The following is a 17503-nucleotide window of genomic DNA, read 5'->3' as shown; positions in this document are numbered from 1 at the left end:
TCGCTGCGGAGGGTGCCTAATCCAAAGCAACTTGTTATTGCGAGCGCAGCGAAGCAATCTCCTTCGGCCTGCTTCTGCGGGGAGATTGCCACGTCGCTGCGCTCCTCGCAATGACAGTGTGGAGGTGGGCTTGTGACGAGCTAAAACACGTCGACCAGCTTCAGGTCTTTGAGGTAGCGTTTCGGGTCGGCCTGGAAATCGAGGACGAGCTGGTTCAGGTTCGTCACCGCGGCATCGAGGTTGTAATAGAGCGCCGGGTCGTTCAGCATCAGCCCGAGCGTGCCCTGGCCGCTGTTGAGCTTGGCGAGGACGAGGTCGAGCTCGGCACTCGTCGAGGCGAAGTCTTCGAGGCTCTCGTCCACATTCGCGAGCACGCGGTTGAGCCGGGAGATCGTGACGGCGAGCGAGTCCGTGTTCTCCTCGGCGAACGTGCTCACGCCAGCCGTCAGCGCGCCGACGCTCTCCGAGGTCTGCCGAAGGCTGGCGACCGTCGCCGCGAGCTGCGTCCGTTGCGAGGCGAGGAGCTGGTTCGCCGCCGTCGCCGCGCCGCGGAGTTCGGCGAGGGTCGCGCGGAGGTCACTGTCCGGGTTCGCGAGGAGGTCATCGACGGTCGAGAATGTCCCCGCCGCGCCCGTGACAAGCGTGTCGACGCTGCCGAAGAGCCGCTCGGCATTGTTCTGCACGAGGCCGATGAGGTCCGACGACGCCTTGACGAGGAGCGTGTCGCCGTCGGTGAGCGGGGGCGCGCCGAGGGGGCCGGGGTCGAGCGTCACGCCGACGTTCCCGAGGGCGGAGATCCCGCCGACGCGGGCGACGGTGCCGCGCGGGAGGCCCGTATCGCTCGTGATCGAGAGGACGACTTCGGCCTCGCGAGCGCCCGGCAGCAGCGCCACCGACTTCACCGTCCCGATCTGCACGCCGCTGACATCGACGGGGTTGCCCGACGTCAGCCCGTCCGTGTTGTCGAAGACGGCGACGAGCTCGTAGCCCGAGCCGAAGACGGAGAGTCCGGCGAGGTAGCGGATGCCGAAGAACATGACGAGGGCCGTCAGCACGATCGCCACGCCGACTTTGAGTTCATTTCCGAATCGCATAGGACTGTTGGCTTGTGGCTGTCGGCTTTTGGCTGGTGGTGGTTGTGGGGCTTCGGCTGCCGGCGAAAGGGCCAAGAGCCAGCAGCTAACGGCCCGTTAGCCGATGGTGTATTCGCTCGCTCGCACGAAGGCGAGCGTGGCCTCGTCGGCGCAGCAGTGCAGGTCTTCCATCGTCCCGACCCAGTGCATCCGGCCCTCGTAGAGGTAGCCGGCGCGGTCGGCGATGGCGAGGACGGAGTGCATGTCGTGCGTGATGACGATGCTCGTCGCGCCGAGCGTCTCGGCGAGGTGCGTGATGAGGCGGTTGATGGTCTCCGACGTCTCGGGGTCGAGCCCGCTCGTGGGCTCGTCGTAGAGGATGTACTTCGGTTCGAGCGCGATCGCGCGGGCGAGGGCAACGCGCTTCTGCATCCCGCCCGAGAGCTCGTTCGGCTTCTTCGGCCCCACGTCCGGCAGCCCGACGACGTCGAGGCACCACCGCGCCCGCTCGACGTTCTCCGCCTTCGACTGCCGGGCGAACGTCTTGAGCGGGAAGATGACGTTCTCGAGCGCCGTCATCGAGTCGAAGAGGGCGCCGCCCTGGAAGAGCACGCCGAACTTCCGGCGGAGCCGGCGCAGCTCGTTGTACGAGAGCGCGTTGGGGTCCACGCCGTCGACGACGACGCGCCCGGCGTCGGGCTTGAGCAGGCCGATGAGGTGCTTGAGGAGGACGCTCTTGCCCGAACCGCTCCGCCCGATCACGGCGAAGGTCTCGCCCTCGCGGATTTCCAGCGACACGTCGCGCAGCACGGGCACCGCGCCGAAGCTCTTGGACAGATTCTCGATCTGGATCACATCGGTTGGGGGTTAGGGGTCATGGATTCGGGGCCAGGAGGAGAGAACCCCAAACCCACAACCTCAAACTTCTAAAGCATCAGGACAGCGAGGACGTAGTCGGCGAGGAGGACGAACACGCACGACATCACCGTGGCGCGCGTCGTGCTGCGGCCGACGCCCTCGGCACCGCCGCTCGTGAAGTAGCCGTAGAAGCACGACACGCTCGTGATCGCGAACCCGAAGGCGAGCGACTTCACGACGCCGAAGAACACGTCGTACGGCCGGAACAGCAAGCGTGCGCCGTCCATGAACGTCTGCACCGGGATCGCCCCGTTGATCTCGCCCACGGCCATCCCCGTCAGGATGCTCACGGTGCACGCCACGACGTAGATCACCGGAAACATCAGCACGCCCGCCACCACGCGCGGGAGGACGAGGTAGCTCGCCGAGTTCAGCCCCATCGCCTCGAGCGCGTCGATCTGCTCCGTCACCCGCATCGTCCCCAGCTCCGCCGCGATCCGCGCGCCGACGCGCCCCGCGAGGATGAACGCCGCGATGAGCGCACCGAGTTCGAGGATCACGCTCGTCGTGACGAACGAGCCGACGGCCGTCTTCGGGAGGTAGAACGAGCCTTCGAGTTGGTAGATCGACTGCACCGCCGTCACCGCCCCCGTGAACGCCGACGCGAGCGCGACGATCGGGAGCGAGTCGATCCCGACGCGGACGAACTGCTCCATGAGGTTCCGGTAGTAGAGCCGGACATCGCGGACCTGCCCGAACGCGCTGCCCAGCAGCAGTCCGAACCGGCCGATGCCGACGAAGAGGTCTTCCGTCCGGGTCCTGAGGAACGCGACCATGGGGTGTCACAGGGGCGAGTGTATACTGAGCGCTGCGCTGCGCGGTACGCCGCAGCGCGTCGCGTCGTTGCGTGAAGATACTCGTTACCACGAACACCCTGTAGCCGGCAACCGTCGAGGGGCCGCAGCTCAACCGATTGGGATGGCTAAACCTAAGACCATATTCACCTGCCAGGGCTGCGGCCACACCGCGCACCGCTGGATGGGCAAGTGCCCCGAGTGCGAGGCGTGGAACTCGTTCGTCGAGGAGACGGAGCGCTCGGCGGTGAAGGCCCCCGTGATGCAGATCGTCCCGACCTTTGGCCGTGCTTCGACCGGCGGCAAGGCGCAGCGGCTCACCGATGTCGAAGTCGCCGAACAGCCTCGGCTCGTGACCGGGCTCCAGGAGTTTGACCGCGTGATGGGCGGCGGCATCATGATGGGCTCGCTCACGCTCATCGCCGGCGACCCCGGCATCGGGAAGTCGACGCTGATGACGGAGCTCGGGCGCTTCCTCCCGGCCCACACCGTGCTCTACGTCACGGGGGAGGAGTCGGCGCGGCAGGTGAAGCTCCGCGCGCAGCGGCTCGGCGTGGACACCGGCGAGTTTTACCTCCTCGCCGAGACCAACGTCGAAGAGATCATCGCCGCCGCGCAAGAGATCGGCCCCGACGTGATGGTCATCGACTCGATCCAGACGATCTACCGGCCGGACCTCACGAGCGCGCCGGGCTCCGTCAGCCAGGTCCGCGAGTCCACGGCGGCGCTCCTCACGCTCACGAAGCAGATGGCGACGGCGACGTTCCTCGTCGGCCACGTCACGAAGGCGGGCGCGATTGCCGGGCCGCGCGTCCTCGAGCACATGGTCGACACCGTCGTCTACTTCGAGGGTGACCGGCACCACGCCTACCGCATCCTCCGCACGGTCAAAAACAGGTTCGGCGCGTCGGGCGAGATCGGGCTCTTCGAGATGCGCGAGAACGGGCTGCGCGAGGTCGAGAACCCGAGCGAGATCTTCCTCTCGGAGCGGCAGTTCGGTCAGAGCGGATCGTCCATCGTCTGCGCGATGGAGGGGACGCGGCCGATCCTCGTCGAGATCCAGGCTCTCGTCAGCCCAACCTCGTACGGCACCCCGCAGCGCACGGCGACCGGCTTCGACCCTAAGCGGCTGCAAGTCCTCCTCGCCGTGCTCGAAAAGCGCGAGGGCATGCGGCTCTCGCAGCACGACGTGTTCCTCAACGTCGCCGGCGGCGTCCGGCTCGAAGAGCCCGCCGTGGACCTCGGCGTGGCGCTCGCCGTGGCGTCGTCCTTCCGCGACGTGCCGACGGACTCGGGCACGGTCGTGATCGGCGAGGTCGGGCTCGGCGGCGAGGTGCGCGCCGTGAGCCGGATCGAGGGGCGCGTGGCGGAGGTGAAGAAGCTCGGCTTCGAGCAGGTCCTGATCCCGAAGGCGAACCGGAAGGGGGCGAGCTTCCCGAAAGGGCTAAAGGTCACGCCCGTCGAGCGGCTCGGGCAGGCGCTGGGAGCCGTTCTCGAATAGCGGGAGCCCCTCCGAGCAGAGCGACGAAACACAAAGAAGCCCGGCCGCTGGGGGAGCGGCCGGGCTTCCGTTCTTCAGAGTACGGGCCCAGAAGTGCGGGGCCCTCTTTGACGCCTGAACATCTGGAGATGTGAAGTGCGGTTAGATCGAGTAGGGTCTGCGGGAAGAACCTGGCTCGGGCACTGGGAGACTTCGAGGCGTCTCAGGGAGGTGCGATGTCAAAGAAGTGCAGGTTCTGTGACGGCAAGGGCCCGGGTGTGTTCCGCAGATGTACACATTATCGTTCTGTTGCCAGCGTAATGTGCTGTCCTGACTCGGCGAACGGCCGAAACGAGAGGCACCGCCCACGGGGGCGAATGCTTCGGGTGGATGAGCCGCCGGCAGTACCTTCGGGGCTCGTCGACACTATCCGTGGGCTGGCCCGTTGCTCGGGGGCGCCCTCGGCAGATCATTTTTGATGGGTCGCCCGTAGATAGGGCCGGCGGCTATTTTACCCCTCCCCGCGCGGTGCCGCCGCCGCGCTTCCCTCCGCACAATAACCCCGGCGCGGCTGCCGTTACCCGAGCGTGCGCCGCGCCGCCCAGCAGCATGGAGCACCTGCCAGACGAAGCCCTCGTCGCAGCCTACATCGACCACGGCGATGAGCGGGCCTTCCGCCTCCTCGTCGAACGCCACCAGGACCGGATCTTCGGCTACCTGGTGGGGATGGTGCGCGACCGCGAGGTGGCGAGCGATCTCTTCCAAGAGACCTTCCTCCGCGCGATCGCCGCGATGCAGAAGCGCCGGGGCTCGTACGAGAAGCAGGGCCGATGGCTGGGCTGGGTGATGCGCATCGCCCGCAACGCCGCTCTCGATCACCTCCGCAGCCGCAAGAAGTGGCAGGACGTGGACTCGGGCGACGAAGAGGGCACCTCGTTCTTTGAGCGGCTCCCCGATGACGGGCCCGACGCCACCGTCCTGCTCGACACGGCCGAACGCGTGGAGGAACTCCGCGATGCTATCGAGAAGCTGCCGCCGGAACAGCGCGAGGTCGTCCTGCTCCGCCACGAATCCGAACTCACGTTCCGCGAGATCGCCGAGATCACGGACGTCTCCATCAACACCGCCCTCGGGCGGATGCGCTACGCGCTGATCAACCTCCGCAAGACCCTCATCCCGAACGCCGCCAAGTAACCCGGCACTCCTGCCACCCCGGCCGCACCACACCGCTCAGCCTTTGATCCCACCGATACTATGCACGACGAGTTGAACGCCATCCGCCGCCTCTACGGCGTGCCTGGCACGGAGGGGGATTCCCCCGACGCTCCGACCGAATCGGAGATCGAACTGGAGGCCCTCGCCTCTACGAAGGCGGCGTTGGATCGCCTTCCACCGCAGCGTCCCGATGCGTCGGTGATCGACGCCGTCGTCGCGGCGGCGGGGGAAGCGGCGCGAGCGGCCGCCCTCGGTCCGATTCGCGCGGCCTACGACGAAAAGCCTGAGCCACTCGTTTCGGAAGGCGCCGAGGCGGAAGCCGCCGCGCTCGCCTCTGTGAAAGCGGCCCTCGACGCCCTCCCGCGCCAGCGGCCCGATGCCTCCGTGATCGACGCTGTCGTCGCAGCCGCAGCAGCGCCAGCCGGACCCGCACCCGTCGTCGCCACTACGGGACGCGCCGCCGACCGACTGGCGGAACGGCCGACGCGCCGCCGGGTCGTCGCGGCGCTGAGTGCGGTGTTCGCCGTCGTGCTCGTCTTCGGCGGTGGGCTCTGGCTGAATCAGGACGCCGCCACCCCGCAAGAGATCGTCGCCGACCGGTTCGAAGCGGAGCAGCAGGTCGCAGCCGAAGAGCCAACCGCAGCCGAAGAGCCAACCGCAGACGACGTGTCGGCCGCCGATGAGGCACCGCTCGTGGCCGAGGCACCCGCCGGTGCATCGACCGAGGCGCTGTCGGGATCTGCCGCCGCTGACGTGGCGAGGGAGCGCGTGGCCTCGGCTGCCCCGCCGCCGTCGGCCGTGAACCGGAGCGTGGAGAGCGACGACGTGCAGGTCGCGTCTGCCCGCCGCGCTGCACCCGCCACCGCGCCCCCCGCGAGCGCGCCATCTGCCGTTCCCTCATTCTCGTTCGCAGATGCGGCGGCGGACGCCGACGGGCTCGTGCTCGCGAGTGAGGAAACGCTCCCACTCACCGATGGTGACGAGGAATTGCAGTTGCTCTACCTCCGCGTCCGCGAGATGCAGGCTGCGCAGGCCGGGCTCGGGTGGGACACGCCGCCCGTCTCGCTCGGCGCTGCACCCGACTCCACCCCCGCCGCGACCGGCTGGATGCAGGTGCGCGTCCAGCGCTGATCCCTCCCCCACGTTTCCGACCGACCATGACACGTTTCGTCCTCTTCACCGGGCTCGCGCTCCTCGCCGGCACCGTGCAAGCGCAGGTCCCGGCCGGTTTCGCCGTCGGCCGCGCCGCCGAGGCGCAGGTCCACCGGCTAGAGATCCACAACGGCGCTGTCTACCACGACGGCGAGGCGCTCCCCGCAGGTGCGCTCCCGCAGGGGCTCGACATCGACGGCATGAGCATGTCGTTCGAGTACAGCGGGCCGGTCGCGCCTGCGATCGGGCTCAACGGCCGGCTCTACGCCCTCGACGGCGACCGCCTCGTGGAGCTCAAGGAGGAGGACATGGACCGGCAGGCGTTCGCCCTCGCCCGGCCCGAGCCGGTGAACGAAGCGGCCGCCAAGCAGGCCGAGCAGGCCTACATGCAGGGGCTCTCCGAGCGGGACCGCGCGCTCTACGAGCGCCTCATTCGGGAGCGAGAGATGGAAGCCGAAGCGCTCCGTCTCGCCCGCACACTCCGCCAGAACCCGAACGTCCCGAATCAGGCAACGCTCCGCTCGCAACTCCGCGAGAAGCTCGAAGCGATGTTCGAGCTGAAGCAGGAGAACCGCCGGGAGGAAGCGCAGCAGGTGGAGGAGGTGCTGCAGGCGCTGCGCCAGCGGCTGCAGGAGCGCGAGGCGATGCGGGACGAGATCATCCAGCACCGCATGCGCGAACTGACGGGGCAGTAAGGCTTTCTCGCCGGGCAGGGCCTACGGAGGGTGCAGCGGGGCACACGCCCCGTCCGACCGTATCCCTCACCAAACCCTCTTCTGTCATGCGTATTTCTACCCTGTTGCTCGTGGGCGTCGTCATGCTCGGCGCCCCGGTCGCTACGGCTCAAGACCTCACCGTCGAGCGCGACGGCACTGAGGTCACCATCACCCGGCCCGACGGGACCGTCGAGCGGTTCACCGTAGCCGAAGACGCCCCGCTCCGTGTCCGCGTTAAGGATGGCCCGCTCCTCGTCGAACGTGAGGGCGAGGCTGGCCCGCACCGCCGTTTCGAGATGCAGCACGACGACGACGGCCCGAACGTCTGGTTCGAGCGCGACGGTGAGGGGCCGCGCGCCTTCGCCTTCCGCACGAAGCCCGACGGCGCGATGGTCGAGTTCGACGACTTCGATTTCGAGGCAGACGTGGATTCGGCCCTACACCGGATGCTGCGTTTCCGTGGCGTGCCCGGCGACGTGGGGATGGCCTTCGGCGAGGAGGGCCTGATGCCGTGGCCCGGATTCGGCGGTCGGGGCATCGAGCCCGAAACGCGCCGCGGCATCGCTGACGGAGAGCGCGAGAGCCGCGACCTCGCGCGTCAGCTCCGCCGTGCCGAAGGGGCCGAGCGCGAGCGCCTCACGCGCGAGCTGCGCGCCACCCTGGAGCAGACATTCGATCTCAAGCAGCAGGCCCGCCGCGAGCAGATCGAGCATCTTCAGCAGAGCGAAGAACGCCTTCAGAGTGACCTCGCCGAGCGCAACGAAGCGCTCGCCGAGCGCGAGCGGGCTCGCCGCGAGATCATCGAGCGTCGCGAGCGCGACCTCCTCGGCGAAGGCGACGAGCTAGACTGGTAAACGCCCTCCTCGGCCCCGGCTCCACCGGAGGGGCGGCGTTCGCGCTGCCCCTCTGCATTTCTCTGGACGGGGAGGCTTGGAACTCGCCCCACTTAACGTTATACTTTAAGTGTGTGGTGGCGCTGTCCCCCGAATCAGGAGCGCGCCCCGCATAGCGAAATCGCTCGGCCCCGTACCATTCTACCCGCGCGTCAGGAGAGGGTCGCGCACCGGTAGCCGGTCGGGGCGTCGTGCGCTTTCGGATATAATCCGCCCCCGTTCTGGAAACGGGCCGTTCCCACCCCGTGCGGCAACGCCACGGCGCCGAGCCGCTGCCGATACTGCCCCGTTCGGCACGGGATTCGACGGGGAGGACACGCCGCGGCGTGCGGCGCCCCGCCACTTTTTAACGACAGCCTCCGCCATGCAGCGGTCTCTCCCTCTCCTCGCCCGCACCCTCGGGCGCACGCTCCTCCTCCTCTTGTTCGTGCTGCCGCTCGATGCGCACGCAGGCTCCGACGTCGCGCGCATTTCGTTCACGGAACGCTCGGACAACAAAGGCTACGTCGTCCGCATCCACACCACCGGCAAGATCGGCGCGTACAGCGAGCCCGAGCGGGTGAGCCCGACCGAGGTGCGACTCGTGCTCTACCACACTGGACTCGCGACGACGGTGCGAAGGGACGACGCGCGCGGTCCGGTCCGGCGCTACACCATCCGTCCCACCGACGACCGCATCATTATCACGTTCGAGATCGATCCGAACACGCCCGTCGAGGCGAAGGCCTACCCCGACCGCGACTCCGATGACGTCCTCCTCGGGCTGACGTACACGCGGCCCCCGGCCGGTCCCGTCGCCGCCGGGCAGGCCGACGCCGCGAGCAACGAGCACTGGGCTCTCGACTGCATCGTGCTCGACGCCGGGCACGGCGGGCACGACGGCGGCGCGGCCTCGAACGGCGTCCGTGAGAAAGACATCACGCTTGCCGTGACGAAGAAGGTCGGGCAGTACGTGGAGGACCGCCTCGGCATCCGTGTCGTCTACACCCGTAACGACGACCGCTTCATCGAGCTCCACGAGCGCGGGCGGATCGCGAATGAGTCGTGCGGCAAGCTCTTCGTGTCGATCCACGCGAACGCCGCCGGCAGCAGCTCGGCGAAGGGGTCGGAGACGTACTTCCTCGGCCTCCACCGGAGCGACAGCGCGCACGACGTGATGGAGCGCGAGAACGGCGTCGTCGCCCTCGAGAGCGACCCCGACCTCTACGCCGGGTTCGACGACGCGGCGATGATCGTGCAGACGCTCGCCACGACGGCGTACCAGCGTGAGAGCGAGCGGCTCGCCTCGCTGATCGAGGGCCAGTTCGCCGACCGGGCCGACCGGCCGTCGCGCGGCGTCAAGCAGGCCGGCTTCCTCGTGCTGTGGCGCGCCTCGATGCCCGCCGTCCTCATCGAGCTCGGCTTCGTGACGAACCCGGGCGAGGCCCGCTTCCTCCGCAGCGCAGAGGGGCAGGACCTGCTCGCGAGCGCCATCTTCCGCTCGATCCGCGACTACAAAGAGCAGTACGAGCGCGGCTTCCGTTTCGCCTCGAATTGACGAAGCGGCCGGTGTAGCTTAGGGGGCCGGCGCCCGCGCCCGCCCTCCTCCCGTCTGCCTGCCGAACGCATGTCCACCGACCCCATCGCCGCGCTCTACGGCGCCCTCCGCACCGTCCCGGACTTCCCCGAGCCCGGCGTCCAATTCAAAGACATCTCCCCGATCCTCGCCGACCCCGCGCTCCTGCGCTCGGCCGTCCGTGCCCTCGCCGCGCCCTACGCCGACATGGGGATCACGAAAGTCGTCGGCGTCGAGTCGCGGGGGTTCCTCTTCGGGACGCCAATGGCGGACTGGCTCGGAGCGGGGTTCGTGCTCGCCCGCAAGCCCGGCAAGCTCCCGGCGGCGACGCTCCGCGAGGACTACGCGCTCGAGTACGGCACCGACGCCGTCGAAATCCACGCCGACGCCCTCGGCCCCGACGACCGCGTGCTGATCCACGACGACGTGATCGCCACGGGCGGGACGGCCTCGGCCGCAGCCCGGCTCGTCGAGCGCGTCGGCGCGGAAGTCATCGGGTTCGCGTTCCTCATCGAACTCGCGTTTCTGAACGGCCGCGAGCAACTGCCGGACGGGCTGCCCGTCCACGTCGTGCTCGACGTGAAGTGATGCACCGCTCCTCTACCTCCCCGTTGTGTTACCCGTAGTCCGCTCGGCACGGCTTGCTGCGTGCCCCTCCGCTTTCCACTCAAATCGACCACCGCCATGACCATGCTCCGCCGTTTGCTCCCCCTCGCCCTCTTCATCCCGCTCGTGCTCTCCGGGTGTGATACCGCCGATGACACGGGGGACACGTTCCCGCTCCCGACCCCGCCGAACCACCGCGCGAGCTTCGTCTACACGGCCGGGACGCTCGAAGACGGCGAGGTCTACAGCGAGGGGAAGGTGCAGTCCTCGCAGAACATCATCAACGACATGCGCTTCACGCCAGCCGACGTGGCCTCGGCGACGATCCGCTCCGGCACCGTCGAACTCAACATGGACTTCCCCGGTGGCGAGGAGAACGCCATCATGATCGAAGAGGCCACGCTGACGCTCTCGGCTCCCGGCGTCTCGGAGCAGGTCGTCGCCCGCGCCTCGGACGTGTCGCTCTCGATCCTCACGACGAACGCGCAGCTCCGCCGCGCCACGCTCGACCTCTCGGACGCCGACATCACCGAGTTCGTGCAGCAGCCGAGCTTCACCGGCACCCTCACGCTCCGCGTCGCCGACGCCGGCCCAGGCAACTACCAGTTCACCGTCACCTTCGACGTGAACGTGGAGGTCAACGTCTAGCGCGGTTTGCGCGGACCTACCGCACCGCGATGCAGGAAATCTCGACGCGCGCGCCGCGCGGGAGCGCCGACACCTCGATGGCCTCCCGCGCCGGCGGCGACTCGTTGAAGTACCGCGCGTAGACCTCGTTCACCTGCCCGTAGTCGTTCATGTCGGTGAGGAAGACGGTGCACGTCACCACGTTGCGGAAAGTCATCCCGGCGGCGTGGAGGACGGCGCCGAGGTTCTCCAGGGTCTGCGCCGTCTCCTCTTCGATGTCGCCCCGCAGCACCTCGCCCGTCTCGGGGATGAATGCGATCTGGCCCGAGCAGTAGAGCGTGTTGCCCGCGAGGATGGCTTGGCTATACGGGCCAATCGCGGCGGGAGCGTTCGGGGAGTTGACGATCTCTCGCCGGGTAGGAGCAGGAGGCATGGGGAGCGGGTCGATGGTGGGAGCCCCCGAGGTTCGCACCATTGCTAGTCCGTCCACAAGCGAACTTTCCGGCAAAAGGCGGCGCGTGCTCCAAGAAGGCGCCTAGCTTGAGGGCGCGTGCTTCAAGAATCAGCAGAGAGGGAACGCGGCAGGCCGTGGCCGGTGATGGCCTTTTTTGCCTCGCGGTGCACGAACTACTATCCCTATGAGCAAGCACGGACGCGTACTGGTAGCGATGAGCGGCGGCGTCGACTCGTCGGTGACGGCGGCCCTGCTGCGCGACGAGGGCTACGACGTCGTCGGGATCACGATGAAGACGTGGGACTACGCGACGAGCGGCCCGCGCAAGCCCGGCCAGAAAGAGGTCGGCTGCTGCACCCTCGAGTCGATGAACGACGCGCGCGGCGTGGCGATGAAGATGGATTTCCCCCACTTCATCGTCGACATCCGCGAGGAGTTCGGGGACTGGGTCGTCGAGCGCTTCACGAGCGAGTACCTCGCCGGGCGCACGCCGAACCCGTGCGTGCTCTGCAACACCCACATCAAGTGGGCCGCCCTCCTCCGCCGCGCCGACGACCTCGGCTGCGCGTTCATCGCGACGGGCCACTACGCCCGCGTCCGCCACGACGACGGCCCCGGAGGGACGGGCCGCCACGTCGTCTCGCGCGGGCTCGACACGAACAAAGACCAGAGCTACGCGCTGTGGGGCTTGCCGCAGGACCACCTCGCCCGCAGCATCTTCCCCCTCGGCGAACTCACGAAGCCGCGCATCCGCGAGATGGCGACAGAGTATGGGCTGAGCCGCGTCGCCGACAAGCCCGACTCGTACGAGATCTGCTTCATCCCCGACAACGACTACCGCGGCTTCCTCCGCCGCCGCACGCCCGGCCTCGAAGCCGAGGTGGCGGGCGGCGATTTCGTCCTCTCCGACGGCTCGGTCGTCGGGCAGCACGAGGGCTATCCGTTCTACACGATCGGGCAGCGGCGCGGCCTCGGCCTCGCGCTCGGCTTTCCCACCTACGTCACGCGGATCGACGCTGAGACGAACACGGTGACGGTCGGCGAGCGCGACGACCTCCTCGGGCAGACGCTGACCGCGCGGCAGCTCAACTTCGTGAAGTACGCCGACCTCATGGACGAGCGGCCCGTGACGGGGCAGATCCGCTACAAGGACGCCGGCGCGCCCGCCCTCGCATGGCAGACCGGCGACGACGAGCTCCGCGTCGCCTTCGCCGAGCCGCGCGCGGCGATTACGCCCGGCCAGTCCGTCGTACTCTACGAAGACGACGATCTCGTGGCCGGTGGCTGGATCCACGCCGTCGACAGTGCGGAGTGAGGCAGGTATATTCCCCACCCCGTCCCCCTTCCGAGCTTCGATGCGCCTCCTCGCCCTGCCGCTCCTCCTCACCCCGCTCCTCTTCGCCGCCGGCTGCGACCTCGGCGAGATCGAGCACGTGGGCACGGTCACGCGCGTGGAGCAGGACGGCGGGTTCTGGGGGATCGTGACCGAGGCCGGCGACCGCTTCCGCCCGACGAATCTCCCCGTCGAGTTCGAGCGCGAGGGGATGGAGGTCGAGTTCGAAGGCTACGTCCTCGACGACGAGCGGGCCGACGACGAGTGGGGCATCCCCGTCCGGCTGACCGAGGTCGAAGTCCAACTCGCCGCGCGGGACGACTGATGGCCGAGCTCCGCGAGTGCCCGTCATGCGCGATGGAGGTGGACGCCGAGGCCACCGAGTGCCCGGTGTGCGGCTACGAGTATCCGGTCCCTAAGCGCACCTTCGGCCCGGCCGCGTGGCTGTTCGTCGCGCTGATGCTGCTGCCCGTGCTGTGGGTGCTGTACCGGCTGCTGTAGCGCGCGTCTGACAGCCTGTTGGCGCAGGCGTCGGGTAGGCTTCCTCTAAACCGGGAGCCTGTCTATGGACGAACGTTTCTCTGCCCGCGCCCGCGCCGTGCTGCTCCACAGCCGCGAGGAAGCCGCCCGCCTCGGCCACGACGCCATCGGGGCCGAACACCTCGTGCTCGGCGTGCTCCGCGAAGGCGGGCCGCCCGTGCGCATCCTCCGCGCCCTCGGCGTCAACACGCAGCAGCTTCGACACGCCGTGGAAAAGGCGGCTCCGCCCGCCATCGACGAGCCGAGCGAGTTGCTCCACAGCGAGTTCGGGCTGACGGCCGAGGCCGAAGACGCGCTCAAGCTGACGCGCCGCGAAGCGGAAGCGGCTCCGGCCATCGAGGCCGAGCACGTACTGCTGGGGTTGCTCGGCAGCGCGAACGTCGTCGCCGACCTGCTCCGCGACGAGTTCGGCGTCGCCGTCGAGGCCGTGCGGAGCGAGGTAGCGCGGCTGCACGGCACAGAAGCGGAGCCCGAGCCGGAGTCGCCGCAAGCTGCGGAGGCCGTGCGCGCTCGCGCCGCCGCGGCCGCCCGTCGGCTCTCGATCGTCTTCGACGAGGACACGAGCACAGAGGAGGTGGCCGACCTGCTCCTCGCGCTCTCGGCGCTCTACCGCGCGCTCGGCGGCGACGGGCTCGTGATCCTCGACAGCGGTGTCCCGGCGTGGGACCCGGAGGGCGAGGAGCCATGCTAGCACCGGACCGCCGCGAGCCCCTCCAGATCGACCTCGCGGGCCGGAACCCTGCGCTTTTCGACGCGCTCTTCGCGCGGCTGGAGCAGACACTCGTGGACGTCGTCGAACGGCTGGCGCATGCGCAGATCGACCCGTCGTCGCGCGAGGTGATGGGGGAGTTGCTGGGCGCGGCGCAGTCCTTCGTGGAGGCCAAGCTGAAAGCGCCGTCGATTGAGAACCAGCAGAAGCTCGCCGACATCACGCGGCTCTACGCCGAGGCCGAGGAGCGGCTGGCGCACGCCCGCGAGCACCGAGCGGCGGCCGAGAAGCTAGAGCTGGAGAACCTCGAGAAGAAGCTGGAGCTGGCCCTCACCGTGATGCAGAAGCTCCGCACCGTGAAACTCCGCCAGGGACCCGACGGCACGACGCTCGACTTCACCGAGTAGCGGCTATCGGAGCGGCACCGGCTACCACCACGCCGACTCGACGCCGAGCAGGTCGTAGAGCCGCTGGTTCTACCGCACCCCGTCGTGCCAGGCCGAGCACGCCCAGGGCGATGCCGACTTGACCATATCTATGTAAATATTTACCATTCAAACGGATGTGAACCCATTTCGAGGAGGTAAGCTATGCAAGCCAGCCCCATGATGCTCTTCGGTGTCGCGCTCCTCGTCTCGCTCTCGAACGATCCCAGCGCACGCGCGAACGCGGCCCCGGTGGACGAGGAAAGCGTCGTCGCAGCGTGGAACGAGGTGGCTTACGAGATCGCCTACGCCGAGGACTCGTTCTTCACCTTTAAGGGGCACCGCGCGTTCTCGATGATGCACCTCGCCATGCACGACGCGCTCAATTCCATCGAGCCACGGTACACGCGCTACGCCTGCACCGCCGCGCAGACCGACGCTGATCCGACCGCGGCCGTGACTCAGGCCGCCTACGAGGTGCTCGTCACGCAGTACCCCGACCGGAGGTCGAGCCTGGACAGTGCGCTGACCCGTTGGTTGGCTCCTATTCCAGCCGGAGTCAGGAAGGCGCGGGCGGGAACGTTGGGTCGCGCATGCGCCTCGGCCATCTTGGCTCTCCGAGAAGGCGACGGTTGGGATTTCGCGGGTGAATACGCCTTCGGCGATGCACCGGGCCGGTACCAGACGACGGGGACGTGGGACAGCTTCATGCTCCAACCCGGCTTTCGCTATGCCCGGCCCTTCGCGCTGACATCGCCAGACCAGTTCCGTCCGCCTCCCCCGCCCGAGGTGAAGAGCGCCGCCTATGCGGAGGCGTACGCCGAGGCGAAGGCGCAGGGGGGCGTGACCAGCACCGTGCGCACGGACGAACAGACCGGCTATGCCGTGTGGTGGATGGAGTTTGCCGAGGGCTCTGTCAACCGGCTCGCGCGCGAACTCGTCGCCGAGCAGGGCATCGACGTCTGGGACGCCGCTCGCCTCTTCGCAACGCTCAACGTGGCGCTCTACGACGGCTACATCGCCGTGTGGGACTCAAAGTACGAGTACGACCACTGGCGTCCCGTGACCGCGATCCATGCGGCGGAGGCTGACGGGAATCCCGCCACCACGCCGGCCGCCGACTGGGAGCCGCTCCGCCCCACGCCGCCTTTCCAGGACTATGCGTCGGCGCACGCGACGGCCTGTGCGGCCTCGCTCGGCGTACTCGGACACGAGTTCGGCGATGAGTTTTCCTTCTCGATGAGTCCCACCACTGCTCCCGAAGGAATGCCGACGCGGGCGTTCATGAGCTTCAGCGCTGCTGCCGAGGAGTGCGCCGACTCGCGCATCCAACTCGGATGGCATTTCCGCTATGCGGCCGACGAAGGCCTCGCCCTCGGTCGGCGAATCATGAGTCATATCACGAGCAACTACCTGCTGCCTGAATGAGTCTCTGATGTCACCGCGCGGTAAACCGCCGCTGCCGCAGGCCGACGGCACGACGCTCGACTTCACCGAGTAGCGACGCTCAGAGGACGGGCGCGAAGAGCCGCGTCACCTGTGTCGCGACCTGGAAGGCGTAGGACTTGTCCTCCATGTCGGCGCGCGTGATCTGCGTCGAGCGGGCGAAGTCGTCTTCGAGCATCGCGGCCACGTCGCGCGCGAAGCCGGCGTCGGCGAAGAGGACGGTGATCTCGAAGTTGAGCCGGAACGAGCGGTTGTCGAAGTTCGCCGTCGAGACGGCGGCGTAGTCCTCGTCCACGAGGAGCACCTTCTGGTGCATGAAGCCGGGCTCGTGGAGGTACACCTTCACCCCGGCGCGCTCGACGTCGGGGAGGTACGCGTAGGGGACGTACTTGAAGAACACGCTGTCCGACTGCCGCGGCATGAGGATGCGGACGTCGACGCCGCGCAGCGCCGCGAGTTGGAGCGCGCCGAGCACGCGCCCGTCCGGCACGAAGTACGGCGTGGCGATCCACACCCGCTCCTCGGCCGATTCGATGGCGTGGGTGAAGAGGAGGCCGCACGTCTCGAGGTCGTCGGCGGGGCCCGAGGCGAGGACGAGCGCTTCGCGGTCGGCGTCGGCGCGCGTCGGCTGCCACCTCACCTCGGGGATCTCCTCGCAGCCGTAGTACCAGTCGCGCACGAACGAGAGCTGCACGCCCTGCACCACCGGCCCTTCGATCGCGACGTGGGTGTCGCGCCACGGGCTCAGCTTCTCGTCGCGGCCGAGGTACTCGTCGCCCACGTTGAGCCCGCCCATCGCCGCCCACGTCCCGTCGACGACGACGATCTTGCGGTGGTTGCGGAAGTTGAGCCGGAACCGCTTGAACCGGCTCCGGTGCCCGCTGAAGCTCGACACCTCGACGCCGGCCGCTTCGAGCTCGCGCTTGTACGCCTTCGGCAGCTTGTGCGAGCCGACTTCGTCGTAGATCAGATAGACGCGGACGCCGCGCCGCGCCGCTGCGATCAGCTTCTCCTTGAACCGCCCGCCGATCTCGTCGTCGTGGATGATGTAGAACTGCGCGAGGATGTAGTGCTCGGCGCGGTCGAAGGCGGCGAAGATCGCGTCGAACGTCGCGTGCCCGTCCACGAGGAGCCGGCCGTCGTTGCCGCACGTGAGCGGGAGCGTGGCGAGCTCGTCGAAGGCGTGGAGCTCGCCGCGCTCCTCCTCCGGATCGCCGTCGGGGTCGACGAGGAACTCGGCGAGGGGGCCGGAGCGGACGGCCTTCAGCCGCTCGCTCACGACGGTGTTGAAGCCGCGCAGTGCCTCGACGTAATCCTCGAAGCGGGCGCGGCCGAAGATCCAGTACGCCGGGAGCGCGAGGAGCGGCATCGCGATGAGCGCGACGGCCCACGCCGTGGAGCCCTGCGGTGTCCGCGCCCGCATCACGGCGTCGAGCGCGCTCAGCACGCCGAGGACTTGGAGGGCAGGCACGCCGAAGGTGACGAGCCACGGCGGGAGGTCGAAGAAGGGCATCGGCGACGGAATGGGAGAGGGGACAAGCTACGCCGTGGCTCGCTACCACGAAGT

Annotated in this window: 19 protein-coding genes; 14 read left to right on the top strand and 5 right to left on the bottom strand. The window is 68.5% G+C overall.

The annotated features are described in order from the left end of the window. Window positions 1-140: 140 nt before the first annotated feature. From ABJF88_06340 to ABJF88_06330, 3 genes are all read right to left on the bottom strand, one after another. A complete protein-coding gene (locus ABJF88_06340; protein MEP0546531.1) occupies window positions 141-1094 on the bottom strand; it encodes an MlaD family protein in 954 nt (317 codons plus the stop codon). Window positions 1095-1190: 96 nt separating this feature from the next. Then, complete coding sequence (locus tag ABJF88_06335; protein ID MEP0546530.1) at window positions 1191-1928, bottom strand: ABC transporter ATP-binding protein; 738 nt, start codon at window positions 1926-1928, stop codon at window positions 1191-1193. Window positions 1929-1999: 71 nt separating this feature from the next. Beyond that, a complete protein-coding gene (locus ABJF88_06330; GenBank protein MEP0546529.1) occupies window positions 2000-2767 on the bottom strand; it encodes an ABC transporter permease in 768 nt (255 codons plus the stop codon). Between the two features lie 142 nt (window positions 2768-2909). On the opposite strand from ABJF88_06330, the gene radA reads away from it, so the two are divergent. From radA to ABJF88_06290, 8 genes are all read left to right on the top strand, one after another. Further along, window positions 2910-4286, top strand: coding sequence for a DNA repair protein RadA (gene radA, locus ABJF88_06325; protein MEP0546528.1), 1377 nt, complete (start codon window positions 2910-2912; stop codon window positions 4284-4286). A 588-nt stretch (window positions 4287-4874) separates the two neighbouring features. Further along, window positions 4875-5459 (top strand): sigma-70 family RNA polymerase sigma factor, encoded by a 585-nt coding sequence (locus ABJF88_06320; protein MEP0546527.1) that lies wholly within the window; start codon window positions 4875-4877, stop codon window positions 5457-5459. Window positions 5460-5519: 60 nt separating this feature from the next. Continuing rightward, window positions 5520-6611: a hypothetical protein gene (locus ABJF88_06315; protein MEP0546526.1), complete on the top strand. Its 1092-nt coding sequence runs from the start codon at window positions 5520-5522 to the stop codon at window positions 6609-6611. A 26-nt stretch (window positions 6612-6637) separates the two neighbouring features. Further along, window positions 6638-7327: a hypothetical protein gene (locus ABJF88_06310; GenBank protein MEP0546525.1), complete on the top strand. Its 690-nt coding sequence runs from the start codon at window positions 6638-6640 to the stop codon at window positions 7325-7327. Between the two features lie 86 nt (window positions 7328-7413). After that, window positions 7414-8202, top strand: a complete 789-nt coding sequence (locus ABJF88_06305) for a hypothetical protein (GenBank protein MEP0546524.1) — start codon at window positions 7414-7416, stop codon at window positions 8200-8202. Between the two features lie 403 nt (window positions 8203-8605). Next, entirely contained in the window at window positions 8606-9778 is a 1173-nt protein-coding gene (locus ABJF88_06300) for an N-acetylmuramoyl-L-alanine amidase (protein ID MEP0546523.1), read from the top strand. Window positions 9779-9847: 69 nt separating this feature from the next. Next, window positions 9848-10384 (top strand): adenine phosphoribosyltransferase, encoded by a 537-nt coding sequence (locus ABJF88_06295; protein MEP0546522.1) that lies wholly within the window; start codon window positions 9848-9850, stop codon window positions 10382-10384. 102 nt (window positions 10385-10486) lie between these two features. Then, the gene (locus ABJF88_06290; protein ID MEP0546521.1) at window positions 10487-11050 is read left to right on the top strand and encodes a hypothetical protein; all 564 of its coding nucleotides are present in this window, start codon (window positions 10487-10489) and stop codon (window positions 11048-11050) included. A 16-nt stretch (window positions 11051-11066) separates the two neighbouring features. Here ABJF88_06290 and ABJF88_06285 read toward each other — a convergent pair whose 3' ends face one another. Next, a complete protein-coding gene (locus ABJF88_06285; protein ID MEP0546520.1) occupies window positions 11067-11462 on the bottom strand; it encodes a RidA family protein in 396 nt (131 codons plus the stop codon). Between the two features lie 205 nt (window positions 11463-11667). On the opposite strand from ABJF88_06285, the gene mnmA reads away from it, so the two are divergent. The 6 genes from mnmA (at window position 11668) to ABJF88_06255 (ending at window position 15918) form a co-directional block, all read left to right on the top strand. Beyond that, a complete protein-coding gene (mnmA, locus tag ABJF88_06280; protein ID MEP0546519.1) occupies window positions 11668-12798 on the top strand; it encodes a tRNA 2-thiouridine(34) synthase MnmA in 1131 nt (376 codons plus the stop codon). A 40-nt stretch (window positions 12799-12838) separates the two neighbouring features. After that, window positions 12839-13141: a hypothetical protein gene (locus tag ABJF88_06275; protein ID MEP0546518.1), complete on the top strand. Its 303-nt coding sequence runs from the start codon at window positions 12839-12841 to the stop codon at window positions 13139-13141. Next, window positions 13141-13317, top strand: a complete 177-nt coding sequence (locus tag ABJF88_06270; GenBank protein ID MEP0546517.1) for a zinc ribbon domain-containing protein — start codon at window positions 13141-13143, stop codon at window positions 13315-13317. Before ABJF88_06275 ends, ABJF88_06270 begins: the two co-directional genes overlap by 1 nt. A 64-nt stretch (window positions 13318-13381) precedes the next feature. Then, window positions 13382-14047, top strand: a complete 666-nt coding sequence (locus tag ABJF88_06265; GenBank protein MEP0546516.1) for a Clp protease N-terminal domain-containing protein — start codon at window positions 13382-13384, stop codon at window positions 14045-14047. After that, window positions 14041-14472 (top strand): hypothetical protein, encoded by a 432-nt coding sequence (locus tag ABJF88_06260; GenBank protein MEP0546515.1) that lies wholly within the window; start codon window positions 14041-14043, stop codon window positions 14470-14472. The genes ABJF88_06265 and ABJF88_06260 overlap by 7 nt, the downstream gene beginning before the upstream one ends. Before the next feature lie 183 nt (window positions 14473-14655). Continuing rightward, window positions 14656-15918 (top strand): vanadium-dependent haloperoxidase, encoded by a 1263-nt coding sequence (locus ABJF88_06255; protein MEP0546514.1) that lies wholly within the window; start codon window positions 14656-14658, stop codon window positions 15916-15918. A gap of 79 nt (window positions 15919-15997) precedes the next feature. Here the strand turns inward: ABJF88_06255 and cls are convergent, their stop codons facing one another. Next, window positions 15998-17449: a cardiolipin synthase gene (cls, locus tag ABJF88_06250; protein ID MEP0546513.1), complete on the bottom strand. Its 1452-nt coding sequence runs from the start codon at window positions 17447-17449 to the stop codon at window positions 15998-16000. Window positions 17450-17503 lie beyond the last annotated feature (54 nt).

Source organism: Rhodothermales bacterium, assembly GCA_039944855.1.
Lineage (GTDB): Bacteria > Bacteroidota > Rhodothermia > Rhodothermales > JANQRZ01 > JBBSMX01.
This window is presented reverse-complemented; position numbering and strand designations above follow the sequence as displayed.